Below are 21,818 nucleotides of genomic sequence, written 5' to 3' on the forward strand. Positions count from 1 at the left end.
ACCCGTGAGGGATCCGGTCCAGCGATTGGCTGCGATACCTGCCAACGGTGGACGGCCAAATTGGGCCCCATCGACCTCCGATAGGGGCAAAGCCAGCGACGCTGTGACCAGGACATCTACCCATAAAGGCGCAGACGTCAGTTTCTGGCGGCCAAGCGGAATCTTACTATGGGCCAGAGCATTACCGCTCGTGCCCCTGACCTGACATCACTCTTTTGCTCCCTTTTGCGCCACGGCGTCGTCGACTAGGCTCTCGCGAACTGCCGTGAAGCCAGACGTGCCGAGATGCTCGCTTGGGGATTGGGCAGTGATCATCGTGCAAGCAATAGCACTCTGAAAAATGGAGCAATCATCGTACGGAGGACCTCATGAAAAAGCTTCTGACTTTGGCAGCCTTGATCGCACTGACGGGTTCGGCGCTGGCGCAAGATGCCGGGACCATCGTCAAACCAGATGCTCTGACGTGGAAGGAAAATCCGAACGTTCCGAAGGGTGGCCAGGTCGCGCTCCTGGCAGGCGATCCAACGAAAGCTGGCAGCGTGGTGGTTCAGCGCGTCAAGATTCCTCCCCACTATAAACTTCCGCCGCACACTCATCCCTATGCCGAGACCGTCACGGTGATCAGCGGTAGCGTCGGCTGGGGCATGGGCGAAAAGTTTGACCCTGCCAAAGGCGAGATGGTCAAGGCGGGTGCCTTGGAGATAATGCCGGCGAAGCACGCTCATTATGTTTGGACGGAAAACGAGGAGGCGATCCTCCAGATTCAATTCACCGGCCCAGGAGGCATCGACTACATCGATCCGGCCGATGATCCGCGCAAGAAGACGCATTGAAGCATTGAGGTCCGCTCCGCCATCAGGGGCACAGCGGACCTCAGACGCGTCCTGACTGTGGCGCGGGTTATGATGGATACACGCCCTGGGACAGGATTCCGGATCCCTGCGCCCTGAATAAGTGCACGCCCTAGCCGCCGGGCTTGCGCGCCGATGCGGGCAGCGGGGCGTCGCCGAAATCGAGCGTCGAGCGTTGGACGATCGTGCCGCGCTCATCGATGACAAGGCGGAAACGGCGGTGTTCCGAGAAGAAGGTCAACCGATGTCGACCTGCATCGTTGTCGACACCGCGCTCCGACAGCGTCGTGATCTTGCCGGATCGCAGTTGGTCCTGCAGCAGCGGCGCAGTGATGCCGAGACCTTCGGCGACGATATCGGCATCGACCTCGAACGTGCTGTCGGTGAATGCGATCGTCGTCATGATGCCCTTGCAGGATGACGGGCGGGACGCGGCAGGTAGGCGCAATCGGCGAGCCTGGTTCCGTCAAGCTCGCGCATGAAGGCTTCGCGAGCCGCCGCGAGCCTTGCTTTCAGGCGGCAACGCGGCAGCAGCACGCAATCGCCGCCATCATCCCTGAAACATTCGACCAGTGGGCTGCCGCCTTCGAGCGCGCGCACCACTTGCCCGAGAGTGATGGTCTCTGCCGGCCGCGCCAGCGAAAAACCGCCGCCTGCGCCGCGCTGGGTCGCGATGAAGCCGGCGTCAGCGAGGTCGCGCACCACCTTGGCGAGATGGTTGCGCGAAATGCCGAATTCGGCCGCAATCTCGCTCGTGGCGAACGACCGATCCGGCTCGCCGGCCAGCCGCATCAGGGCGCGCAGCGCAAAATCCGTGAACGATGTGAGGCGCATGGAAGCCCTTCGAAATCAGCACTTGGCGGATCAGCTATAGCAGTCTAAATAGGCATTTGAAATACCTATTTATGGAGACCCGCAATGGCGGAAGCAGAGCGCCGCGAGCAGATCACCGCCGAGATTGTCGCGCGGACCGGGATCACTGAGGCCATGATCGAGCAGCTGGTGCACGCCTTCTACGCCAAGGTCCGCAAGGACCCGATGATCGGACCGGTGTTCGAGGTCAGGATCAGCAATTGGGAGCCGCACCTGGCCCAGATGTGCGCGTTCTGGTCGTCGGTCGCGCTGATGACCGGGCGCTATCACGGTACGCCGATGGTCAAGCACATGCCGCTCCCGGTCGATGCTGCGCATTTCGACCGCTGGCTCGAACTGTTCGAGGCGACGGCGCATGAACTGTGCCCGCCAGCCGCCGCGCTTCATTTCATCGAGCGCGCGCGGCGTATCGCCTCGAGCCTCGAGATGGGCGTCGCCAGCGGGCAGGGCGTCATGCTTGGGGTCGGGGAACGTTACAGACGAAGCGAAGCAGGAGCAGTGCAATGAGGAACAGGGCGAAGGCAATCGCGCGCGCAATCGACGGCGCGTGGTTTCAACATGATCAGGCCGATCCGCTTTCCGGCAGCAGCCTCGTGCCGATGCTGATCATCGGCCTGGCGCTGACCTTCGCGGGCATGATTGTCGCGGTGGTTCTGAGCTGACAGAAGAGAACGCCCGCCGCGCTTATCGCGACGGCCGTTCATGGCGTGCTGTATTCGGCTTACGCCGCGACCGTCTCGCCGCTCCGGCGCAGGCCGACATATTGCAGCTCGGCGAACACGCCGGTGGCGATCGCCTGGGCGAGGATCACGATGGTCCCGAAGAGGTTCGGCGACACCGCACCCGAGAGCAGCAGCGCGATGCTGGCAAGCGTCCAGGCCGCGTTGCCGGCGACCACGAGGATCACGGGTCCTTTCGGCAGCGAGGTTCGCGCGGCGAGCCAGCCGACCAGCGCGGTGTAGGCGATCAGGAACAGCCCGGTCTCGCGCAGCAGCGCTTCCGGCAGGCCGAGCAGCGAGGCCAGCGCGCCGGTATCGAGCACCATCGCGACGGCGGATACGCCGCTGAAGACCGCGTCGGCAAGCAGGGCGCGGCGCAAGAGCTGGGACGAATGGATCATGGCAGTGTCTCCTCGGGTTGGGATGGGTTTTCAGCGCATCAGGGACTGCAGCTGACGCCACAGCCGGAGCGGACACAGCGCCTTGCCGACCCTCATCTCCACCGCATAGACCTGCGCGAACACGAACGCGCCGGTGTCGTGCACGAGCGGCTGGGGCATGTTGAGCGAGCGCGCGACCAGCCAGGTGGCCAGATGGACCAGCCACGGGATCAGGACGGCGAAGGCGCGGATAAGGGACAGCATCAGCATGGTCATCTCCTGTGCCGTGGAAGATGAGCCGGCTTGCGCACCAATTCGATTACCTCAGGCGTAATGGAACGGGCGAATTTCGCGTGGTAGGTTTTGCTCCATGAACGCACATGCATCCATGGCGCGGGCCGAGCCCGCAAAACCCGTCCTGATCGGCGAGCACCTGCGCGAATGGCGGCAGCGCCGTCATCTCAGCCAGCTCGACCTCGCCGTCGATGCCGAGATCTCGGCGCGGCATTTGAGCTTTGTCGAGACCGGCCGCTCGTCGCCGTCGCGCGACATGGTCCTCAAACTGGCGGAGCGCCTCGACGTGCCCCTACGCGAACGCAACGTGCTGCTCGTCGCCGCGGGGTTCGCACCCGCATTCCCGCAACGCTCGCTGGAGGATCCCGCGCTGAAATCGGCGCGCGAGGCGATCAACCTGGTGCTGAAGGCGCATGAGCCCAATCCGGCGCTGGCCTATGACCGGCACTGGAATCTGGTCTCCGCCAACCGCATGGTGGCGCCGCTGCTCGAGGGCGTGCCGCAGCGGCTGCTCGGCCAGCCCTTCAACATCCTGCGGCTGGCCTTCCACCCGGAGGGCCTCGCGCCGCGCACCGTCAACCTGGCGGAATGGGCCGCGCATCTCTTGGAGCGGCTGCATCGGCAGTGCGAGGCAACGGCTGATCCTGAGCTGCTCAAGCTCTATCAGGATCTGAAGTCCTATCCGATCCCGGCGCGGACCGCCCCGATCACCCCCGACAACAACGTCGCGCTCCCTTTCAAGCTCCGCCTCAATGGCGAGATCCTGAGCTTCATCTCGACCACCATGGTGTTCGGCACCCCGGTCGACATCACGCTGCAGGAACTGGCGCTGGAGACCTTCTTCCCGGCCGACGAGCTGACCGCCGAGCGGATGCGGCAGATGGCCAGCGCTCTGGGCTGAGCGAACCGATACGCGAGCTTTGCAGCCGGAGCCGCCTGGCGGCATAATCCGCTCATGAACAGCCATTCGACCCCGGCCCGCGGCGCACGACCTCATCCCGTCGGCGACCTCCTGCGTGATTGGCGCGGGCGACGCGCCATGAGCCAGGCCGACCTCGCCTTCGACGCCGGCATCTCGATCAAGCATCTGAGCTTCGTCGAAACCGGCAAGGCCGTCGCGAGCAGGGACATCCTGCTGCAGCTTGCCGCAGCGCTCGGCCTCTCGCTGCGCGATCGCAATGCATTGCTGGAGGCCGGCGGCTTCGCACGGCAATATGGCGAGCATGATCTGGCGGCGCCGGAGATCGCCGACGCCAGGCGCGCGATCGACCTGCTGTTGCGCCGGCACGAGCCGTTTCCGGCCATCGTGACCGACCGGCAGTGGAACGTGATCGTGGCCAATCGCGCGGCAGCGCGGCTGATGACGATGCTGCTTGGTCCGGTGCGCATGCAGCGCCCGCTCAATCACATGGCGATGTTTTTGTCGCCAGACGAGCTGCGTCCCTACGTCGAGAACTGGTCGAATCTCGCTGCGGCGCTGCTGGCGCGGGCGCGTCATGAGGCAATGGCGGCACCGCTCGACCTCGCGTTGCAGTCGACCTGGCGCGAACTCCTGAAACTCCCCGATATCCCCATGCCGCACCTCAACGAAACCGCGGCGCCGGGGCCGCTGTGCGAGGTACGGTTGCGCAAGGGCGAAGTGATGCTTGGGCTGGTCGGCACGGTGCTGACGCTCGGCACGCCCCAGGACGTGACGTTGCAAGAGATGCGCGTCGAGATGTTCATGCCGGCCGACGAAGCCTCCGAGGCTGTGCTGACGGCGCTTGCGGCTCAGGGCACTTGAGCCGATCTGGCGCGGCGTTCGAAGCTCATCGCCTGCATCACCTCGGCGAACGGGCCGCCGCGATCGCTGAGGGTCGCGGTCGTAAGCCCGGCTCCGCCTGTACCGACGCGGGTGCGTGAGCGGATCAGTATCCACTCGCCCTCAGGCGGGCGGAAGTAGTAGAGGCTGATCTCGGGATTGACGAAGGTCCATTCGCGCATGTCAACGATCTGCGCGACGCCGCTGGAAAAGTCCGCGGCCTGCACCGACTGCAAGAGCGGCGTGTTGAGCTCACCGGCGACGAGCGGTACGTCGAGGCGCATCCAGGCGGCGGCAGGGCCGTGCTTCTCCAGCGCGCCCTCGATCAAGCGCACCGAGACGTTCTGGAAATAGCGGCTCCAATTCTGCGCAAAGGCCGGGGGTGGGGTTCCGGCCTCGGGGGCGATGTCCGGGCTTGCCGGTTGCGAGAACGGATCGCGCGGCGATTCTTCGCCTTGCGCCGTCAGCAGCGCCGTACAGCGGCCGATCTCGGTGTCGCCGTCCAGGAGGCGCACCTGGATCGTCTTGGCCTTGCGGCCGTCGCGCAGCATTGCGGTTTCGACCGCGAAGGCGCGCAGGCCGGCCGGCCGCCAAAGATCGAAGGTCAGGCGGCGGATCGCGAAACCTGTGCGGACCGCCAGCCGTTCGACCTCGCGCGCCATCAGCGCGGCGGTGGCGCTGCCTTGCAACATGTCCGGCGACCACGGCCCTCCGGCGTGCTCGGTGGCACGAAACAGATTGCCTTCTGGCTGGAAAATGGCGGTCATCGGCGGGTCTCTGCGGGCTGTTGGGACAGGCCGATGTCTAGAAAGCGGGCGCTCTTCCCACAATAACCGCCGAGGTTATGTGATGCGAGACATGCGGCCGACGCCCTTGTGTTGCGGAGCGAGGGCCTTACCTTTGGGACTTCAATCCGGAGGACGCCATGAGCCCCCTGAAGCCGCTTCGCCTCGACATCGTCTCCGACGTCGTTTGCCCCTGGTGCTACATCGGCAAGCATCGCATCGAGGATGCGCTCAAGCTGGTGCCCGACGTGCCGGTCGAGGTGCACTGGCGGCCGTTCTTCCTCAACAATTGGGTGCCGCGCGAAGGCATCAGCCGCGACGAATATCTCACGGCCAAGTTCGGCTCGGTCGACGCCTACAAGGGCATTGCCGGCCGCGTGGTCGAGGCTGCCAATGAGGAGGGGCTGATCTACCATCCCGAACTCGTCAAGCGCCAGCCGAACACGATCGACTGTCATCGCCTGATCCACTGGGCCGAGGCCAGGGGCAAGGCGGCCGAGATGAAGCAGCGGCTGATGGAGCTGTATTTCCGCGACGGCGGCGATCTCACCGACACCAACGTGCTGGTGCAGGCGGCGGCCGACGTCGGGCTCGACGCCGACGACGTGCGCAAGCGTCTTGCCACCGACGAGGATGTGGCGCAGGTCTCCGCGCAAGCGCAGGAAGCCTCCGAGAAGGGCATCTCCGGCGTGCCGACCTTTGTGTTCGCGCAGAAATATGCGGTGTCCGGCGCCCAGCCGGCAGAGCAGCTCGCCCGCGCCATCCGCCAGGTCTCGGCCGAGATCAACGCGCAGGCGGCCGAGTAGTCCGCAGTCGTTTACGAAAGCCCGGCTCACGCCGGGCTTTTTCATTTGTCCACGCCATCAATCGAAACAACCAGGGAGACAACCATGATCTATGAGCTGCGCACCTACACGGTACGTCCGGGAGCCGTCGGCGAGATGGTGAAAGCGGCGAGCACGATCTCGCGCGACATCCGCGCCGACAATTTCGGCAAGCTGGAAGGCTACTGGATCACCGAGATCGGGCCGCTCAATCAGGTCATGCACATGTGGAGCTACGCCGATCTCAACGAGCGGACCCGGCTGCGCGCCGAGCTTGCGAAGAATCCGCGCTGGACCGGCGAGTACATTCCGGCGATCCGTCCGCTCCTAGTGCGCCAGGAGGTCCGGCTGCTGAATGCGATCATTCCGCCGGTGGCGCCGGCCACCAAGGGCAACATCTACGAATTCCGCAACTATCGCGCCAAGCCGCTCGGCGGCGCCAAGCAATGGCTCGATCTGATCACCGGCGTGATGCCGGAACGCGAGAAATACTCCAAGATCGTCGGCCTCTGGGCCACCGACGCCGGCCAGCCCAACGAGGTCTGCCACATCTGGGCCTATCCCGATCTCAACGCCCGCGCTGCTGCGCGCGGCGGTGCGATGAAGGATCCGGCCTGGCTGGAATTCCTCAGCAAGGGGACGCAGCTGCTCGAGGAGATGCACTCGACCATCATGCTGCCGGCCCCGCATTCGCCGTTGCAGTGACGCAGAGGATGGTCGGGCCGGGCGTACAGCGGCAGAAAGCCTCACCCGATGTTTCCATCAGATGAAGCTTTCCAGGCAAGGGCATGCGCTGCCTGAGAAACAGCGCGCCGCAACGCTAGAAGGGCCAGCTGACACCAACCTGACGGCGGGAACTTATTGTTTCCTGATGTGTCTGCATGGCTACGAAAAGGTAAACCATGGGTCGCTGTGCAGGAGGCGAGCTTGATGCGCCGTTCTGCCGGGCCACGCGGCGGATTACGAAAGCCAGGGCGGCATCAAGTTGCTTGATGCCGCTTCGTCCAGCACGGCGAACTGGTCCGAGCCATCCTCGAACGCCGTGACCAAGTCCGCGAGCCGGTCGAGCTCGGCAAGGGCGTCGACCTTCAACACCTTGCCGGCCGGCGCAGCGTCGCGCCAGCTATCCCAGGCCGACATTTGCCGGTTCGTGAGCGACAGCAGGTCGCGGTAGACGTTGACGTGAAGAAACCACAGACCCCTGGCCGCGCCGTGTCCGAAGGCTCCGGCCGCCACTGCGTTGCTTCTCGCCATCCGCCAGGCCTGCGATGCCGTCAGAAACGCATCGCGCGGCAGGTTCGCGTGGTCGAACGTGATCCGCAGTTGGTCGATCTGAAGTGCATCGAGCTGCGCGTCGGCCTGCAGCCAGCGCTGGTCGGATGGTGACCAATATTCGCAGATCCAATGGTCATGATGGATGTCGTCGGCAATGTAGGTCGCAAAGCCGCAGCGGACCCGCGCCGGGATCGATCGGCTTCGGAGCATGCTGCACAGCAGGAGCGCGTAGTCGCGGCAGGTGCCGAACGTACGGCTGCGCGGCGGGCGTGCCGCGTTGAGCGGACCGGCGAACGACGCCCGGATCAGCTTCAACCGATCTGCGCCCGGTTGGGTTTGCCGGACCATCGGGACATCAGGCGGAATACCGTACCGCTCCGCCCAGGCGACGTGAATGATCAGCTCCGAGACGACCTCGCACAGGCCGGAGACCGTCTCGGGCAAATCGTCATACGCTCCCGCCAGCTCGCCGGGGTCGGTCAACGCGTCCTGCCGGACGTAGCATTGCTGGATCGTCACGTTCCCGCCCGATCACGAGGTCATCGGCGCGAGGCCGTCATGCGCAGCCTATCGATCCGCGCGGGCTCGTGTAAGGGGCTGCGCTATCCGGGCTTGCCGCGCCGGCTGCGGATGAAGTGGACGGCGCCGCGCGCGGCCTCGTAGGCGAGATTGTTCAGGGTCAGCGCGGCATGAACCGCGGCGACCAGCGGATCGCGGCGCCGCAGCGGCAGCAGCACATCGCCGATCGCAAACCGGCCGCGCCAGATCGGGTCGATCATGGGGTGGCCGGGCGCCGCGGTGGAATCGGCCGAATTGATCGCGGGATCTGCGCAGAGATGGCGCGTCAGCTCCAGCGTCAATTGTGCGCCCGGCGAATGCTTCGCAAAGCGCTCGTCGATGCCGATCTTGAAGAAGAAGGCGCGGTCCTGTTGGCGCACCACGATGCCGCCGGCGACCGCCGTGCCGCCCGCATGCAGCGTGACGATCTCGCAGCGGCCGGTCTCGGCCAGCGCCGACGTCGCGCGGCGGATGAAGGCCGTGTCGCCGGCATGCTGGCTGAGTGCGGTGCCGCGCTGGCCCTTCCAGCCGCCGGCTTCGAGCGCAAGGAATGTCTCGAGCGCCGCCGCGACGTCGCGCGGCGTGCGCGCGACGTCGAAGCGCACCGCGCCGTGGTCGGACAGGCGATGACGCTGCCGACGCAGCTCCTTCAGCTTCTTGGGCCCGAGCGCGTCGCGCAACAGTTCATCCGCATCGCGCGTCGCATCGAGCTGGGCGCGCTGATACGCGCTCAGCAGGCGCGGCTGCAAACCGTCGCGCGCGAGCACCGCGCGGATTGCCGCCATTGCCGGGCCCTCGAGCGACATCGTGCGCAGGATCAGCGCATGCGCGCCCGCATTGCGTGCCTGCTGCAGCATCTTGCCGGCGGCCTGCTCGGCGGCGTCGCGATCGAGCAGCGGTGTGCACAGCGTGCCGTAGGGTTCGGCGCCGACCAGCGCGGGCAGGGGGATCCGATAGATTCGCCGCAAGGGCATGACCGGCAGCAGCCCGATCAATTGGCCGGCATCGCCGGTGGCGCTGAGCAGCGATGCGCCGGTGCGGCCGCGCGCGGAGGCATCGACCGCCAATTCCCAGTCGGGCTGGTAGTAGCCATTGGCCTCGATCGCGCGCTCGGCCAGCGCGCGCCATGCGCCGACCGGCGCGGCTGATAGCGGCGGCAACGCGCGATCGTCCGTGGCATCCTTGCGCGATGCACGGCGGATCATTGCCTGGTCAGCAATATCGGCCACGTCCCATGTTTCCCCGGTCGGCAAAGCCGATCGGCCTTGCGTTCATCGCGGACAACGCTAGCGGAAAGAAATGCAAAATGCCGTTGAGGCCATCCGGCAATTTGAGCGGTCATGTTAACGCGGCGTTCAGCATAACGCGGCCGCGCGCTTGGTGTTTCGACAACGTGGCGCCGGAGATCGCGAGAGCTCACAACGATGCACTGACAGCGGTGCGCATCAGGACGCTAAGGCTTGGAGCTTCGTTGCGCTTCCAGCTGAACGGAGCCTTCGACCGGCTCGTAAGTCTCGGTCACGCAGTTGTCGTCAGCCTCCACCTGCCGGCGATCGAAGATTGCGCCGTCATGGATGTCGACGCGATAGGTCTGCGTCCCGAGCGGCTTGCCGATTACCGAAGTCAGTTCGGCGCGTACGCAGGCGGTCCAGCCGGTGCCGCGCGGGTCGTGCAGCGGAGCGGAGACCCGCACATGGGTCGGCTGCGAGCCGGCGGTGAACACCGAATCCAGCTTGCCGGCCACCAGCCGCTTGACGTCCGGAGGCGTTTCGAGCGGCGCCGGCTCGGTGGCCTTGACCTTCAACATGTCGGGCCATACTGCGTGGCTGTCCGCCAGCCCGCAGCCGCTCAACATCAAGGCGGCGCCGGCCAGCAGCGCCGCCACTTGTACTTGTCCCTGTCCCATTGAGCTAATTTAATGTGCCGCCGCCCATATTGCGCCCCCCTGGTGGCGCTGAATCCGCATCGCGCGGCGCTTTGTCGATCAACAAATGTCGAGCGACAAGCTATTTTCGGGGTAGAGGTGTTGCCGGATGTTTCTACGGCTGCGGGGGAGAGAGACTGACATGAAAAGCTTCACGGTTGCTGCCGTCATTCTGGCGCTGATCGCGACACCGACCCTGGCCCAGGGCCGGCGAGGCGGCGGAGGCGACGACAGGAAGACGGAGAAGAAGCCCCAGATCGACGAGAAGGCCTACAAGGCCGCGCTCGATCGTATCCCCGAGCCCAAGGAGAAATACGATCCCTGGGGCGTCACCAAGCCGGCCGCCGATCCGGCCAAGAAGCCGAAATAGCCTGGCTCATCTGATCCCTGCGATTCCGGCGTGAGAACGGGTGCCGGCGGCAGCAGATTGCCGCACGGCATGAACCTTCACCTGACGGCTATCGACCCATCTCCGATGTCATTGTCGGAGGCCGCCATGCTTCGCCGTTCGCTCCTCGGCCTGATTGTTCCGGCTGCAATCCTGTTCGGTGCCGTGCCGGCACTGGCGGAAAGCCGCCTGGCGCTGGTGATCGGGCAGTCCGCCTACAAGTCGGTGCCCGCGCTGCCCAATCCGGCCAACGACGCCAGGGCGATGTCGCAGATGCTGACCGATGCCGGATTTGCCGTGACGACGGCGTCGGATCTGACGCAGGACGAGATGCGCACACGGATCAGCGACTTCGCCGGCGAGGTGGCGGCGAAGGGGGCCGACACCGTGGCGCTGGTGTTCTATGCCGGGCACGGCCTGCAGATCGATGGCGAGAACTACCTGGTGCCGGTCGATGTCGATCCGAAGCGCGAGGCCGACATCCCGATCCAGGCGATTCGCCTCAACGACATCCTGAACACGCTGACCTCGGTGCCGAGCCGGATGCGCATCGTGCTGCTCGATGCCTGCCGCAACAATCCCTTCCCGGAGCTCAGCAAGACGGCCGGGCATGGGCTTGCCATTGTTGATGCCAGGATCGGCGCGCCCGGCACCTTTGTCTCGTTCTCGACGTCACCGGGCGCTGAGGCCGAGGACGGCAGCGGCGTCAACAGTCCCTACACGACCGCGTTGTTGGCTTCGGCGAAGGAGCCGGGGATCCCGATCGAGGACACCTTCAAGCGCGTTCGTCTTGCGGTGAACAAGGCGACCGACGGCCGCCAGACGCCCTGGGACTCCTCGTCGCTCACCGACGACTTCCGCTTCGTGGCAGGTACGTCGGCGTCGCCCGCGGCTACGCCGGCGCCGGCTGCGGCCAAGCGCACCGTCGACGAATGGAAGCGCGAATTGCAGGGCAAGCCGATCGAGGCTGCAAACGAACTGATGGTGGTCGACGGCACCGATGAAGCCTATGAAGCCTTCGCCGCGGTCTTCGCCGGCACACCGCGCGGCCTGCAGGCGCGCGACTGGCTCGACCGGCATCGCCGCATGGTGGCCTGGAACGACGCCATTCTTGCCAACACGGCGGCGGCCTATCGCAGCTTCCTCGTGCTGTACCCCGACAGCGATCTGACGGCGACCGCGCGCAAGATGATCGAACGGTTGCGCTACCGTCCCGATCTGACACCGGCCGCCGCGCTCAGCGTGCCCGCGACCAATGTCGCGCTGGCGGCGCCGACCTGTCCCTGCAACACCGCGCCGCCGCCGGAGCAGCAGAAGGCCGCAGCGCCCGTGAAGAAGCGTGCCGATCCCGGTCCGCCGCGCCGCGCCGGCAAGCGCCCGCCGCGCGTCGTGGTCGAGGACGACGTCGTGGTGGTGCGCCGTCCGCCTCCGGCCGTGGTTTACGAACCGGTCGGGCCGCCGATCGGAATCGGGATTGGCATCGGCGGCGGTGGTTATCGCGGCCATTATGGCGGCGGTTATCACAGGGGTGGATACTGACGCGCCAATCGCGTAAAGGCTTTTCCCGCATGAGATGCATCTGATGATCGCATCTCGCGGGAGGACGCAATGCGGTCGCTGTTTCGCCTGCTTGCCGCGCTGGTGCTTTATGTGCAGCCGGCGCTCGCCTGGGAGTATTGGGGCGGCGACCGTGGGGGCACACGCTTCTCGCCCCTGACGCAAATCACGACAGACAATGTCGGCACGCTGGTGCGCGGCTGGGAATTCCGCACCGGCGATCTCGATGCGCGTCCGCCTGAGGTCATGAAGCGCACCAAGTTCGAGGTGACGCCGCTGTTCGTCGAGGACAGCCTGATCTTCTGCACGCCGTTCAACGAGGTGATCGCGGTCGATCCCGGCACCGGTGCGCAGAAATGGCGTTTCGATCCCAAGATCAGCATGGCGCAGCGGCCAGCTAACCGGTTTGTCTGCCGTGGCGTCGCGCACTGGACGGACGAGCGTGCCGCTGAAGGCACGGCCTGCAAGTCACGCATCTTCACCGGCACCAATGACACGCGCTTGATCGCGCTCGATGCCAGGACCGGCAAGCCCTGCACCGACTTCGGCAACAATGGCGAGATCAAGATCGACGCCGGCATGAAGCTGGAATGGCCCGGCGAGTTTCAGATCACGTCGGCGCCGGTGACCGGACGGGGCGTGGTCGTGGTCGGATCCGCGATCGGCGACAACCGGCGGGTCGATGCGCCGGTCGGCGTGGTGCGCGCCTTTGATGCGCGGACCGGCCAGCCGCGCTGGACCTTCGATCCGCTGGTGCATGCCGGCGTCGAGGCCGGCCACAGCAACGTCTGGGCACCGATGTCGGTGGACGAGGAGCGCGGCCTGGTGTTCCTGCCGACGACATCGCCCAGTCCCGATTTCTGGGGCGGCAAGCGTCCCGGCAATGACGAGCATGCCAATTCCGTCGTCGCGCTGCGCATCGAGAGCGGTGAGCTCGCTTGGGCGTTCCAGACCGTGCATCACGACGTCTGGGACTATGATCTGCCGGCCCAGCCGACGCTGGCGCGGATCGACACCGGCGGCGGCATACGCGACGTGGTGATCCAACCGACCAAGCAGGGCTTTGTGTTCGTGCTCGATCGCGACACCGGCAAACCGGTGTGGCCGGTCGAGGAACGCGCGGTGCCGCAGAACGGCGCCGACGGCGAGCAACTGTCGCCGACTCAGCCATTCCCGACCCATGTGCCGCCGCTGTTGACGCAACGGATGACGGCCGATGATGTCGCGGGCCTGCTGCCGGGCGTCGGCAGCGCGGCTTGCGAGAAGCTGATCGCGCAATCCCGCAATGAGGGGCTCTACACGCCGCCGTCGACGCAGGGCACGATTGTCTATCCGATGACCGGCGGCGGCGTGAACTGGGGCAGCGCGGCGTTCGATCCGGTCAACCAGATCCTGTTCGCCAATGTCAGTCACGCGGCGCACATCATCACGCTGATTCCACGCGACCAGGCCAAGGGCTTCAATCCGCCGCCCGGCCATGATTTCGGCCAGCAGCAGGGCGCGCCGTTTGCGATGTCGCGGGCGCTGGCGAGTACCGAGGTTGGCTCGCCCTGCAACAAGCCGCCGTGGGGCGAGACGGTGGCGGTCGATCTCAAGGCCGGCAAGATCCTCTGGCATGCGACGGTCGGCACCAGCGAGGATCTTGCACCGCTCGGCATCGCGCTCAATACCGGCACGCCGCTGCTCAGCGGCGTTGCGATCACCGCGGGCGGAGTGCTGTTCACCGGCGCGATGGACGCCTATCTGCGCGCGTTCGATGTCAAGTCGGGCCGGCAATTGTGGCTCGGCCGGCTCCCGGTGCCGGGCGTCGCCAATCCGATGACTTATCTCTGGAAGGGCGAGCAGTATGTCGTGATCGGCGCCGGCGGCCATTCCGAGGGCGGCACCTCGATCGGCGACAGCGTGGTGGCATTTCGCCTGCCGCGCCAGGGCGAGGGCGTTTCACTTCTCACGCGCCTGATCGATCGTCCCGGCGGACGGTTTGCTGCCAAGGCTGTGGCCGCAGGTCTCGTGCTCGTCGCCCTCGTTGCGCTGTTGTGGCGCTGGCGGCACAGCCGTCGCTCGCGATCAGCTTAGGTACTCCCTGCCGCAGGTGCGTGCCTGCAAAATATCGAAAACAACCCCATGCAAAGTAGCCGGCGGCTGCCGGCGTTCGAAAGGCAGCTGTCCGTAGCGGGTGAAGATGTCGTGTTTTTGTAGCTCGTGATCTGTCGCCTTCGTTTCTGATTTGCAGGGGAGCCGGAAGGCGGGGACGGCTTTCCCTGATTGATCATGCCATGGCTGTTGCGGCGGTTTTAGCCCTGCGGGTGTGTTTCTTTGTTCGACTTGAAGCCCGTTTCTCCGCCCCGACCCGCACGATCTTGAGGGCGGCGCGCGCAGGAGCGGTCAAGGACGCGCGCTTGCGCGCCCGCAAGGGCTTGTCCTTGACGGCTCCGAGCACGCTGCCAGGCTGAGGCGCGTCGGGGCTGATCTGGTGTCCGTTGGCGCTGAACATCGCCAACCGATGCGGTCCGAGGAACACGCTGACGGTGCCATCGGGATACTCATGTAGGCGCACCACAGCCTTGACGAAGTGGGGCCTGAGCCGGCTCTGCGGCAACTGCAGCCGCCGACCGTTCCATGCAACGGTATTATCGTTGCCGACGGTTCGCTCCTCGATCACGCACAGCGCCTCGCGCCAGGCTTCGTGCCGGTCGGCCACGAATGCCGTGCCTTCCTGTTCGGGCTTGATCGCAAACGCGGCGTTGTGCCCGGCGATGTAATGCGTCTTCAGCCACGTGTTGGCGGCTTCGAGCGTCGTGATCCCGGCAAGCCGCAGCTCCTTCGGCAGCCGATCCTGCAACGTGCCGAACACCCGCTCGGAGCGCCCGCGCGCCTGCGGCGAATAGGCTGCGATATGCTCGATCCCAAGATGCGACAAAGCCCGTCCCACCTGGGTTTGTTGCGTCTTCGAGACCTTCTCGCCGGCTTTTGGGGTCAGGAAATAATGGCTGCCACGGTCGGTGTAGAGCGCGCAGAACAGGCCGTGCTCGCCAATCACTTCGCGCAAGGCCTGGAAGGTCGAGGCCGTTCCTTCTTCCTCGACCAGCACCATCGAGTAGATCTCGCTGGTCGCATCGTCCATCGTGACGATCAGGTCCTTCGCGGGCAGACCTTCGATCCAGACGTGGCGCGATCCGTCCTGGTGCAGCAGCATGCCCCGAAGCGGCCGGCGTGGGCGCTTCTTGCGGTGCGCCGAACGCTTCGGCGCCTTCCGCACCAACCCCGCCGCGTGCAAGGCCAGCTTGGTCACCGTATAGCCCAGCATATAGTCATGCCGCTTTTGCAGCTGCTCGTGGAAATGCTTCACCGTGAAGTCCGCGTACTTGTCCCGGAACAGCCCCAGCATCCGCTCCAGTTCTTCCTCCGGCGCCCGCCTCGGCGAGCGCTGACCCATCCGCCGGTCGACAAGCCCGTCATCGCCCTCCGCCTCAAAGCGTTCTGCCCAACGTTGAAAGGTCCGCACGCTGATCCCCAGAACCTCTGACGCCGCCTCCTGCGTCAGCTCCTTGGCCTCCGTCCGCTCCAACAAACTTGAAAACCGCATCCGTCGTACACCCTCGTGAATGGATGCCGTGCCCATCGTGCCCCCTTTGTTCCGGGGCACCGAAAACACGACACTTCACGAGCTACAAACAGGCGACAGATCACGAGCTACTGACAGGCGTTCGAAAGGCAGCTTGACACGTCGGGCAACTCAGGGGTATATTTCTACTATTCAGAAGTTTCGCATGTATCGCCTCGCTCCGCTAAAGCGCGATGAATTCAGGTTCTTCGCCGCCTCTGACTGGTCCGGTACTGGGTGCAGTCCAGACTTCTCATCAACGATCCTCGACCGCCGCATTTGACCCCAACGCGGATGTTCCGTGTCATCCCCCGGCGAATTTCTTAGGGATTGACAAATAACCCTGACGGACGAGCGTGAGCCGGTATCAGGAGATCGAGGAATGCAAAACGCGACAGTGGCTGCGATCGTGTACGAGCTTCTGTTCGAGGTTTACCGGAAGATTGATCTCGACCGAAAGCAAGGTTGGCTCCAATCGCTTCCTGATGAAAATGGCGCGCTGCATGAGGCGTTCTATGTCGAAGGTTCGGGGCGCTGGGAATGGCCCGCAGGGGTCCTGAACCAAGTTGGTGCTCTGAAGCCGCTTTACGAGCCGAACCCGCCTCGTTGGACAACTCGTCTTCCCGGCCAATCGAAAATCTTTTTTAAGCCCGTTGTGACCTTAGACGAATGCGAGGCCGCTAACTTTCTGAAATTCGAGACTTTCGACAACTACTGTGTTGCGATGTTCGCCTTTGAGTACCTGCACAGCCATTTCGCGTACCGTGGAGGGTTAGTAAATCTCGACATTCGCTCGCATCGCTTTCTGAAAGCCGTCGCGTCCCAAGATGATATTTTTCTGGTCGAGGATGACGGCGAAGTCAGGTTTGATCAGGCGCGCTTCAACACGAAAGTCATGACGCGGTGGGAGGAACTGGAGGTTCGCCGCATCCATCCCAAAAGCGGTGCTTAGTTCTGAAGCGAAGACGTTCTGGAAAAGCAGCAGACCGAAGAAATGTCAGCTCCTGGCCCTGGGCGGACATTCCCCGAAGCATCGCCGATGTCGGCTTTTGAGAGCGACACGGACCTCGCGATCCCCGCTCGCATACACTGGATTTTTGAGTACACACCTGTTCTCATCACGTTTTAGCGCGGCGCCGTCACAAATCAGAAACACGGATTCTCAATCCGTGCACCGAAACGACGTGCGGGCATGCGCGCACGATGTCATGCTTGCGTTCGCCGCGACGCTTCGCTTACGAGGTCGCGAGCGGACGCGCCGGGCTTCCGGCGCCTGTTCATTTTCGGATCATTGCCCAAGGAGATTGCGATGAAGATCACTGCCTCGATCATGCTTGCCGCCGCGCTCGCGCTGTCATCCGCGCCGGCGAACGCCACCGTCCTCGATCTCTCGACCATGACCTGCAAGCAGTTCGTCGAAGGCGGCGACGACACCATCAAGATGGTGCTGGTCTGGATGGACGGCTGGTACAAGGGCGATTCCGACGAGGCGATCATCGACACCGACGTGTTTACCGAGAACGCCAAGAAGTTCGGCACCTATTGCGGAAAGAATCCGACCATCAGCATCGTCAACGCCGCCGAGGCGGTGCTCGGCAAGTAGTTATCCCGGCAGCATCGCGAACGCGCTCGACACCATCGCCACCGGCTTGTTGTCGGTGGCGGAGAGCAGCGTGACGCGGCCGAAGCTCATGGTGCGACCGAGCCGGACCACGCGCGCATCGGCCAGCACGTCGGAGGCGGTCGCCGCGCGCATGAAATGCGTGGTCTGGTCGACCGTCGTCATCGGACGATAGCCCTTGTTGGCCGCGAGATTGGCCAGCACCATCGCAGTGTCGGCGAACGCCATCAGCGCCTGGCCGCAGACGATACCGCCCTGGCGGCACAGGCGCTCGGAAAACGGCATGCGCAGGACGGCGCCGGGCTGCCAGTCGGCATCGCCGCCCGCCGGCGGCGCGATGTCGAACTGCTCGATCGACAGATTGAGGTCCTGCACCCACGGCGCAAAGACGTCGCCGAGCACGCGTTTCGCGTCGTCGATCCCGAATTCACCGGCCTGCTGCATGACGTTCCGTTCCCTCCGCTGATGTCTTGTTTGCTGTTTATTGCCTAGTTGCGCGTGACATGCACGCCAGGCCGCTTGCCGTCATTCCACTTGCCGTCGATCGCCCGTTCGATCTGGGCGGCGAGCTGCAGCAGCAGGCCGTCATCGGCCTGCTTGCCGATCGCCTGAATGCCGAGCGGCAGGCCGTGCTCGTTGGTCGCGAGCGGCAACGAGATCGCCGGGATGCCGCAGAGATTGGCGAGCGGTGTGAAGGCGAAGTTGCGCCAGAGATTGCCGAACCAGTCCAGCACCGACGGGTTGTCGCTGATGGTGAGATATTCCGTGGTGCCGATCTTCGGCGTCGGCAGCGCCGTGATCGGCGTCAGGATGATGTCCCAATCCGCGAAGAAGGCGCCGAAGCCGCGCGCCGTCGTGTTGAAGACGGCCTGCATGCGGGCGCGGTCGGCGAAGCTAAAGTCGCGGCCATGCTCCCAGATGCGGATGTTGATCGGCTCGATCAGGTCCGAAGGCGGCCGCTCAAGTCCGCGCGCGGCGAGCATGTTGCCGATCACGACGGCGAAATTGCTGATGTAGCAGGTGGTCTGCGCCGCGAAGGCTTCCCTATAGTCGATCGAGGGCAGGGCGTAGTCGACGTGATGGCCGAGGCCCTCGAGGAAGCGGCCGACCCGCTCGAGCTCGGCTGCGATGTGCGGTGTCGCGCGATAGTCGCCCCATGTGTGCGACAGCGCGATTCTGAGCCGGCCGGGGTCGCGCGCGATCATCGCGGTATAAGGCTCCGGCGGTGTCCAGAACGGCATGAACTCGCCGGGCGCCGGGCCACGGCAGCTATCGACGAAGGCTGCGGTGTCGCGCACCGAGCGCGACTGGCAGCCCTGGATCGAGACGAGGCCCGTGAGATCGGACAGATGCGGCGCGAGCGAGAACACGCCGCGCGACACTTTCAGCCCGATATTGCCGTTGACGCCGGCGGGAATCCGGATCGAGCCGCCGCCGTCGGTCGCATGCGCGATCGGGACGGCGCCGGCGGCGACCATCGCCGCGCTGCCGGCCGACGAGCCGCAGGTGGTGTAGTCGGTGTCCCAGGGATTGCGCGTGACATAGACCGCGGGGTTTTCGGCCGAGCTGCAGACCCCGAACTCCGGCGTGGTGGTGCGGCCGATCAAGTTGAGACCGGCCTTGCGCAGCTTCGCGGTCAGGAAGGTGTCGGCCGCGGCGCGGTTGCCGCGCATCATCAGCGAACCCATTTCCTGCAGCCGGCCCTTCAGCGTGGGGCCGAGATCCTTCATCAGGAAGGGCAGGCCGGCGAACGGGCCGTTGAGATCGGCGCCGTCGCGCGCGGGATCGGCAATCACGTCGTCGAACAGCTCGACCACGCCGGAGAGCGCGGGATCGACCTTGGCTGTGGCGGCGGCAGCCTGTGCCGCCAGCTCCCGCGGCGTCAGCTCGCCGTTCCTGACGCGCTCGGCGAGCGCCGTCCCGTCATGCCGCGTCCATTCGTCCCAGCTCATCGCCAAAGTCATGTCGATTCCTTTTCTGCTTTGTTGCGTACTGTAGTTTCGGGGGCTGCCCGGTCAAACCCATCGCGTGGGCGTTGCGCTCCGACGCGCGCTCTGCCTTCCGACGCGCTTGCGCTGCTGTCCGACGCGCTTGCGCGGCGTTGCAAGCGCCGTGCCCGGCTTGAAAATGCCCCAGTTTTGGCGCCCAATCGCCCCTCGTCAGTGGTGGGGCGTACATGTTCCGCAGGTTGGTATTGCTGGGCGGCGTGATCGCGATCGGGCTTGCACTCGGCAGTTGCACGCGATGCGGTCCGATCTGGGACGACTGGATGCAGTCGCCGAAATCCTGCAAGTCAGACCACCTCTAGGGCGGGGACGGGCGCGCTTGGCGGCGGCTTTCTTGGGGTGATATACCGCTGACGAAAATGCAAGGAGCGTTCTTATGAGAGTTTTGAGCGCAGTTGCGGTTGCGGTGCTGCTGTCGGCGCCGGCCTATGCGCAAATGCCGAACGTCAATCTGATGCCTGAGGTCAAGACCAAGACCCAGGACGAGAAGGATCGCGACGCGGTCAACGACCGGGCCTACAAGGATTCGCTGAGCAAGATTCCGGATGCCAAGGGATCGTCCGATCCCTGGGGCGCGGTGCGCAGCGATGCGCCGCCGAAGGCGGCAGCCCATCCTCCCGCCAAGCCGAAAACCAAGACCGGAAGCTCCGCGCAGCCCGGAAGCTCCACGCAGCGCAGCCAGTAGCCCGGTCGGGCCGGCTTCGCCGGTTTCCCGCAGACTCGGATTCTTGTGGCGCCGCCCCTATATTGGGGGCGTCGTCAGTTGGAGCGTTTTCGAGCGAAGTGGATACCGGTTCGCGTGAAGAAAACGCGTCACAAATAGAATCTAGAGCCCGGTTCCGATTCAATCGGAACGGGGCTCTATTCCGGAGTTGCGGCAATGGTGTTTCGTCCGCGCGATCTCGCCAGCCGGATGGCCGCTCGGCGCAAGCCGGATGACGGCTATCTGCGCGAGACCTTCAGCCTGCCGCGCGATGAGGCCCGCCTGCGGGCGCGCGACTTTCTCAAGCGCTACCCGAAGGCCGCCTATATGAGCGCCGTCGAGAGCTGGCGGGAGCTGCCTGGCGGCGACATCGAGTTCACGATGCGGCGGCTGGCAAGCGCGGACTGAAGCTTGCCGGACAGGCTGCGCCTCAGTCCTGATCGCGGTGCCCGCGGGTCCGTCCGAGCCCGAGATTGTTCAGCTCGCGGTCGATCCGCAACTGCACGCGGCGGATCGCCAACAGGTCGAGTTTTGCTTCGGTCTTGCCCGTGAAGACCCGATCGCCGATCTGGAAACGCCACTTCCAGACGCCGGCCATGAGCTGCGTGATGCTGAATTCGACGCCCTTGTGAATCATCTGGAACGGTTCCGCGGATCAATGGCGGTCGTCGACACTTAAATCAAAGGTTGTGCTAATGATTAACGCCCGTCAAACGATGGAGTGAATCTTCGCGCCCGTTTGGGCGTCGTTGCGAATCCCGAGGTGGATCCGTTCGCCGGCGGCGTCGCCTTGCCTCGCAATGCGCAATCAGTGCGATGGTCCGGACAAGCCAATGTTACGAACACTGCCGGAACCCGAGTCTTCCCATGAACGCTACGTAGTTTTTTTGGGCGTCAGGAGGGGTACCAAGGTAGTATGCAGATTGTGCCAATCGCGATCCGGCGCCGGCAAATCCTTCGGCAACTCGTTGATTATCTGATGAAGTCGAGACGAAGGCGGAGCAGCCTGCTCGCGGAACTTTGTTCTGCCCCGGAGAACTACGGATCGCGCCGCTCGGCGGCCCAAACGCTTCGACAATGGCTTCCGTCGGCGTCCGGCTGATGCCTGACAGCACAACGCCGCCCGCTTGAAATGCTTGCGGACGGCGCTGGCCCTAGCCCCAGGAAGGTGTGCAAAATCCTGATAGTGGAAGCCTATATAATTTGTGCGGCAGGACATGTCCCAAATTGGCTATTGCGGTGATCAATCCGGGCTGCGTTGCTGCGGCGCCTCACCGCGCTGGCGCTGGCGTCACCGATGGTGCTGACGTCACAGGGAAGCGGGCCCGGAAGGCTTGAACGAGAGACCGCCGATTGAGGCGCCTCCGGGAGCGGTTAGCGAAGTTCTCAAATCAATCACGGCGGTCGTCGCCCTCCCGATCGGGCGGTCGAGGGCGCCGTTCGGAGGTGGAGGGCGAGGAAAAAGGCGAGGCAGCGTGATGCGTCTCGCCTTTTCTTTTTGACCGGCAACTGGGCCGCCCCAACCAGAACTGACGGACGCTGCCCATGGTGGCCGGGAGCGCGGGAACAGATGGCGTCCCATGAAAATTTATAAGCCCAAAACAGTGAATAGGCCCTCTCGGTAGTCCTACTGAGAACATCGGCCAAGCCTTGGT

At 64.7% G+C, this 21,818-nt stretch carries 27 protein-coding genes; 15 read left to right on the forward strand and 12 right to left on the reverse strand.

Annotated features, from left to right (window positions below; genetic code table 11):
- Positions 1-368 precede the first annotated feature (368 nt).
- Positions 369-833, forward strand: a complete 465-nt coding sequence (locus ACE10Z_RS17705) for a cupin domain-containing protein (protein ID WP_375789060.1) — start codon at positions 369-371, stop codon at positions 831-833.
- A 130-nt stretch (positions 834-963) separates the two neighbouring features.
- Here the strand turns inward: ACE10Z_RS17705 and ACE10Z_RS17710 are convergent, their stop codons facing one another.
- Together ACE10Z_RS17710 and ACE10Z_RS17715 are read right to left on the reverse strand one after the other, a co-directional pair.
- Positions 964-1,254 carry a DUF6522 family protein gene (locus ACE10Z_RS17710; RefSeq protein WP_353700973.1) on the reverse strand — a complete coding sequence of 97 codons (291 nt, stop codon included), beginning with the start codon at positions 1,252-1,254 and terminating at the stop codon, positions 964-966.
- Positions 1,251-1,685: an RrF2 family transcriptional regulator gene (locus ACE10Z_RS17715; RefSeq protein WP_375789061.1), complete on the reverse strand. Its 435-nt coding sequence runs from the start codon at positions 1,683-1,685 to the stop codon at positions 1,251-1,253. The genes ACE10Z_RS17710 and ACE10Z_RS17715 overlap by 4 nt, the downstream gene beginning before the upstream one ends.
- A gap of 84 nt (positions 1,686-1,769) precedes the next feature.
- On the opposite strand from ACE10Z_RS17715, the gene ACE10Z_RS17720 reads away from it, so the two are divergent.
- The gene (locus ACE10Z_RS17720) at positions 1,770-2,231 is read left to right on the forward strand and encodes a group III truncated hemoglobin (RefSeq protein ID WP_375789062.1); all 462 of its coding nucleotides are present in this window, start codon (positions 1,770-1,772) and stop codon (positions 2,229-2,231) included.
- On the forward strand, positions 2,228-2,386 hold the full coding sequence (locus tag ACE10Z_RS17725; protein ID WP_375789063.1) for a hypothetical protein: 159 nt from the start codon (positions 2,228-2,230) through the stop codon (positions 2,384-2,386). The genes ACE10Z_RS17720 and ACE10Z_RS17725 overlap by 4 nt, the downstream gene beginning before the upstream one ends.
- 59 nt (positions 2,387-2,445) lie before the next feature.
- Here ACE10Z_RS17725 and ACE10Z_RS17730 read toward each other — a convergent pair whose 3' ends face one another.
- Both ACE10Z_RS17730 and ACE10Z_RS17735 read right to left on the reverse strand, forming a co-directional pair.
- Positions 2,446-2,844, reverse strand: coding sequence for a hypothetical protein (locus tag ACE10Z_RS17730; protein ID WP_375789064.1), 399 nt, complete (start codon positions 2,842-2,844; stop codon positions 2,446-2,448).
- Between the two features lie 30 nt (positions 2,845-2,874).
- Positions 2,875-3,099 carry a hypothetical protein gene (locus tag ACE10Z_RS17735; RefSeq protein ID WP_375789065.1) on the reverse strand — a complete coding sequence of 75 codons (225 nt, stop codon included), beginning with the start codon at positions 3,097-3,099 and terminating at the stop codon, positions 2,875-2,877.
- Between the two features lie 94 nt (positions 3,100-3,193).
- Between ACE10Z_RS17735 and ACE10Z_RS17740 the strand changes: the two genes are divergently transcribed.
- Together ACE10Z_RS17740 and ACE10Z_RS17745 are read left to right on the forward strand one after the other, a co-directional pair.
- The gene (locus tag ACE10Z_RS17740) at positions 3,194-4,018 is read left to right on the forward strand and encodes a helix-turn-helix domain-containing protein (protein WP_375789066.1); all 825 of its coding nucleotides are present in this window, start codon (positions 3,194-3,196) and stop codon (positions 4,016-4,018) included.
- A 138-nt stretch (positions 4,019-4,156) separates the two neighbouring features.
- Positions 4,157-4,900, forward strand: a complete 744-nt coding sequence (locus ACE10Z_RS17745; RefSeq protein WP_375789067.1) for a helix-turn-helix domain-containing protein — start codon at positions 4,157-4,159, stop codon at positions 4,898-4,900.
- Here the strand turns inward: ACE10Z_RS17745 and ACE10Z_RS17750 are convergent.
- On the reverse strand, positions 4,888-5,685 hold the full coding sequence (locus tag ACE10Z_RS17750; protein ID WP_375789068.1) for a thioesterase family protein: 798 nt from the start codon (positions 5,683-5,685) through the stop codon (positions 4,888-4,890). The genes ACE10Z_RS17745 and ACE10Z_RS17750 overlap by 13 nt on opposite strands.
- 158 nt (positions 5,686-5,843) lie before the next feature.
- On the opposite strand from ACE10Z_RS17750, the gene ACE10Z_RS17755 reads away from it, so the two are divergent.
- Both ACE10Z_RS17755 and ACE10Z_RS17760 read left to right on the forward strand, forming a co-directional pair.
- Positions 5,844-6,509, forward strand: a complete 666-nt coding sequence (locus ACE10Z_RS17755; protein WP_375789069.1) for a DsbA family oxidoreductase — start codon at positions 5,844-5,846, stop codon at positions 6,507-6,509.
- Positions 6,510-6,593: 84 nt separating this feature from the next.
- Positions 6,594-7,232: an NIPSNAP family protein gene (locus ACE10Z_RS17760; protein WP_375789070.1), complete on the forward strand. Its 639-nt coding sequence runs from the start codon at positions 6,594-6,596 to the stop codon at positions 7,230-7,232.
- A gap of 255 nt (positions 7,233-7,487) precedes the next feature.
- On the opposite strand, the gene ACE10Z_RS17765 is transcribed toward ACE10Z_RS17760, so the two are convergent.
- The 3 genes from ACE10Z_RS17765 to ACE10Z_RS17775 form a co-directional block, all read right to left on the reverse strand.
- Positions 7,488-8,321, reverse strand: a complete 834-nt coding sequence (locus ACE10Z_RS17765; protein ID WP_375789071.1) for a transglutaminase domain-containing protein — start codon at positions 8,319-8,321, stop codon at positions 7,488-7,490.
- Between the two features lie 83 nt (positions 8,322-8,404).
- Complete coding sequence (locus ACE10Z_RS17770) at positions 8,405-9,589, reverse strand: GNAT family N-acetyltransferase (protein WP_375789072.1); 1,185 nt, start codon at positions 9,587-9,589, stop codon at positions 8,405-8,407.
- 224 nt (positions 9,590-9,813) lie between these two features.
- Positions 9,814-10,245: a hypothetical protein gene (locus tag ACE10Z_RS17775; protein WP_375789073.1), complete on the reverse strand. Its 432-nt coding sequence runs from the start codon at positions 10,243-10,245 to the stop codon at positions 9,814-9,816.
- A gap of 181 nt (positions 10,246-10,426) precedes the next feature.
- On the opposite strand from ACE10Z_RS17775, the gene ACE10Z_RS17780 reads away from it, so the two are divergent.
- From ACE10Z_RS17780 to ACE10Z_RS17790, 3 genes are all read left to right on the forward strand, one after another.
- Entirely contained in the window at positions 10,427-10,654 is a 228-nt protein-coding gene (locus tag ACE10Z_RS17780; RefSeq protein WP_097676049.1) for a hypothetical protein, read from the forward strand.
- Positions 10,655-10,780: 126 nt separating this feature from the next.
- Entirely contained in the window at positions 10,781-12,211 is a 1,431-nt protein-coding gene (locus ACE10Z_RS17785) for a caspase domain-containing protein (RefSeq protein WP_375789074.1), read from the forward strand.
- A 69-nt stretch (positions 12,212-12,280) separates the two neighbouring features.
- Positions 12,281-14,305: a pyrroloquinoline quinone-dependent dehydrogenase gene (locus tag ACE10Z_RS17790; RefSeq protein WP_375789075.1), complete on the forward strand. Its 2,025-nt coding sequence runs from the start codon at positions 12,281-12,283 to the stop codon at positions 14,303-14,305.
- Between the two features lie 193 nt (positions 14,306-14,498).
- Here the strand turns inward: ACE10Z_RS17790 and ACE10Z_RS17795 are convergent, their stop codons facing one another.
- Positions 14,499-15,815 (reverse strand): ISNCY family transposase, encoded by a 1,317-nt coding sequence (locus tag ACE10Z_RS17795; RefSeq protein ID WP_375789076.1) that lies wholly within the window; start codon positions 15,813-15,815, stop codon positions 14,499-14,501.
- Positions 15,816-16,215: 400 nt separating this feature from the next.
- Between ACE10Z_RS17795 and ACE10Z_RS17800 the strand changes: the two genes are divergently transcribed.
- Both ACE10Z_RS17800 and ACE10Z_RS17805 read left to right on the forward strand, forming a co-directional pair.
- On the forward strand, positions 16,216-16,785 hold the full coding sequence (locus ACE10Z_RS17800; protein ID WP_375789077.1) for a hypothetical protein: 570 nt from the start codon (positions 16,216-16,218) through the stop codon (positions 16,783-16,785).
- 357 nt (positions 16,786-17,142) lie between these two features.
- A complete protein-coding gene (locus ACE10Z_RS17805) occupies positions 17,143-17,436 on the forward strand; it encodes an HdeA/HdeB family chaperone (RefSeq protein ID WP_028339845.1) in 294 nt (97 codons plus the stop codon).
- Here ACE10Z_RS17805 and ACE10Z_RS17810 read toward each other — a convergent pair whose 3' ends face one another.
- Entirely contained in the window at positions 17,437-17,898 is a 462-nt protein-coding gene (locus tag ACE10Z_RS17810) for a PaaI family thioesterase (RefSeq protein ID WP_375789078.1), read from the reverse strand.
- Positions 17,899-17,942: 44 nt separating this feature from the next.
- Positions 17,943-19,418, reverse strand: a complete 1,476-nt coding sequence (locus ACE10Z_RS17815; protein WP_375789079.1) for an amidase — start codon at positions 19,416-19,418, stop codon at positions 17,943-17,945.
- Between the two features lie 212 nt (positions 19,419-19,630).
- Between ACE10Z_RS17815 and ACE10Z_RS17820 the strand changes: the two genes are divergently transcribed.
- The 3 genes from ACE10Z_RS17820 (at position 19,631) to ACE10Z_RS17830 (ending at position 20,571) form a co-directional block, all read left to right on the forward strand.
- Entirely contained in the window at positions 19,631-19,762 is a 132-nt protein-coding gene (locus tag ACE10Z_RS17820; protein WP_298377343.1) for a peptidylprolyl isomerase, read from the forward strand.
- Between the two features lie 74 nt (positions 19,763-19,836).
- Positions 19,837-20,145, forward strand: a complete 309-nt coding sequence (locus ACE10Z_RS17825; protein WP_375789080.1) for a hypothetical protein — start codon at positions 19,837-19,839, stop codon at positions 20,143-20,145.
- 195 nt (positions 20,146-20,340) lie between these two features.
- A complete protein-coding gene (locus ACE10Z_RS17830; protein ID WP_375789081.1) occupies positions 20,341-20,571 on the forward strand; it encodes a hypothetical protein in 231 nt (76 codons plus the stop codon).
- Positions 20,572-20,593: 22 nt separating this feature from the next.
- Here the strand turns inward: ACE10Z_RS17830 and ACE10Z_RS17835 are convergent, their stop codons facing one another.
- Positions 20,594-20,800 (reverse strand): hypothetical protein, encoded by a 207-nt coding sequence (locus ACE10Z_RS17835; protein ID WP_375789082.1) that lies wholly within the window; start codon positions 20,798-20,800, stop codon positions 20,594-20,596.
- Positions 20,801-21,818 lie beyond the last annotated feature (1,018 nt).

It is taken from the genome of Bradyrhizobium sp. Pha-3, from assembly GCF_042258615.1.
GTDB lineage: Bacteria > Pseudomonadota > Alphaproteobacteria > Rhizobiales > Xanthobacteraceae > Bradyrhizobium.

What these genes read in the sequence shown, in the direction of transcription:
- ACE10Z_RS17830 (WP_375789081.1), top strand. Translation starts at nt 20,341, where the DNA reads ATGGTGTTTCGTCCGCGCGATCTCGCCAGCCGGATGGCCGCTCGGCGC.
- ACE10Z_RS17785 (WP_375789074.1), top strand. Translation starts at nt 10,781, where the DNA reads ATGCTTCGCCGTTCGCTCCTCGGCCTGATTGTTCCGGCTGCAATCCTG.
- ACE10Z_RS17715 (WP_375789061.1), bottom strand. Translation starts at nt 1,685, where the DNA reads ATGCGCCTCACATCGTTCACGGATTTTGCGCTGCGCGCCCTGATGCGG.
- ACE10Z_RS17805 (WP_028339845.1), top strand. Translation starts at nt 17,143, where the DNA reads ATGAAGATCACTGCCTCGATCATGCTTGCCGCCGCGCTCGCGCTGTCA.
- ACE10Z_RS17725 (WP_375789063.1), top strand. Translation starts at nt 2,228, where the DNA reads ATGAGGAACAGGGCGAAGGCAATCGCGCGCGCAATCGACGGCGCGTGG.
- ACE10Z_RS17795 (WP_375789076.1), bottom strand. Translation starts at nt 15,815, where the DNA reads ATGCGGTTTTCAAGTTTGTTGGAGCGGACGGAGGCCAAGGAGCTGACG.
- ACE10Z_RS17825 (WP_375789080.1), top strand. Translation starts at nt 19,837, where the DNA reads ATGAGAGTTTTGAGCGCAGTTGCGGTTGCGGTGCTGCTGTCGGCGCCG.
- ACE10Z_RS17755 (WP_375789069.1), top strand. Translation starts at nt 5,844, where the DNA reads ATGAGCCCCCTGAAGCCGCTTCGCCTCGACATCGTCTCCGACGTCGTT.
- ACE10Z_RS17720 (WP_375789062.1), top strand. Translation starts at nt 1,770, where the DNA reads ATGGCGGAAGCAGAGCGCCGCGAGCAGATCACCGCCGAGATTGTCGCG.
- ACE10Z_RS17800 (WP_375789077.1), top strand. Translation starts at nt 16,216, where the DNA reads ATGCAAAACGCGACAGTGGCTGCGATCGTGTACGAGCTTCTGTTCGAG.
- ACE10Z_RS17740 (WP_375789066.1), top strand. Translation starts at nt 3,194, where the DNA reads ATGAACGCACATGCATCCATGGCGCGGGCCGAGCCCGCAAAACCCGTC.
- ACE10Z_RS17815 (WP_375789079.1), bottom strand. Translation starts at nt 19,418, where the DNA reads ATGACTTTGGCGATGAGCTGGGACGAATGGACGCGGCATGACGGGACG.
- ACE10Z_RS17745 (WP_375789067.1), top strand. Translation starts at nt 4,157, where the DNA reads ATGAGCCAGGCCGACCTCGCCTTCGACGCCGGCATCTCGATCAAGCAT.
- ACE10Z_RS17730 (WP_375789064.1), bottom strand. Translation starts at nt 2,844, where the DNA reads ATGATCCATTCGTCCCAGCTCTTGCGCCGCGCCCTGCTTGCCGACGCG.
- ACE10Z_RS17790 (WP_375789075.1), top strand. Translation starts at nt 12,281, where the DNA reads ATGCGGTCGCTGTTTCGCCTGCTTGCCGCGCTGGTGCTTTATGTGCAG.
- ACE10Z_RS17705 (WP_375789060.1), top strand. Translation starts at nt 369, where the DNA reads ATGAAAAAGCTTCTGACTTTGGCAGCCTTGATCGCACTGACGGGTTCG.
- ACE10Z_RS17835 (WP_375789082.1), bottom strand. Translation starts at nt 20,800, where the DNA reads ATGATTCACAAGGGCGTCGAATTCAGCATCACGCAGCTCATGGCCGGC.
- ACE10Z_RS17810 (WP_375789078.1), bottom strand. Translation starts at nt 17,898, where the DNA reads ATGCAGCAGGCCGGTGAATTCGGGATCGACGACGCGAAACGCGTGCTC.
- ACE10Z_RS17820 (WP_298377343.1), top strand. Translation starts at nt 19,631, where the DNA reads ATGTTCCGCAGGTTGGTATTGCTGGGCGGCGTGATCGCGATCGGGCTT.
- ACE10Z_RS17760 (WP_375789070.1), top strand. Translation starts at nt 6,594, where the DNA reads ATGATCTATGAGCTGCGCACCTACACGGTACGTCCGGGAGCCGTCGGC.
- ACE10Z_RS17735 (WP_375789065.1), bottom strand. Translation starts at nt 3,099, where the DNA reads ATGACCATGCTGATGCTGTCCCTTATCCGCGCCTTCGCCGTCCTGATC.
- ACE10Z_RS17780 (WP_097676049.1), top strand. Translation starts at nt 10,427, where the DNA reads ATGAAAAGCTTCACGGTTGCTGCCGTCATTCTGGCGCTGATCGCGACA.
- ACE10Z_RS17710 (WP_353700973.1), bottom strand. Translation starts at nt 1,254, where the DNA reads ATGACGACGATCGCATTCACCGACAGCACGTTCGAGGTCGATGCCGAT.
- ACE10Z_RS17750 (WP_375789068.1), bottom strand. Translation starts at nt 5,685, where the DNA reads ATGACCGCCATTTTCCAGCCAGAAGGCAATCTGTTTCGTGCCACCGAG.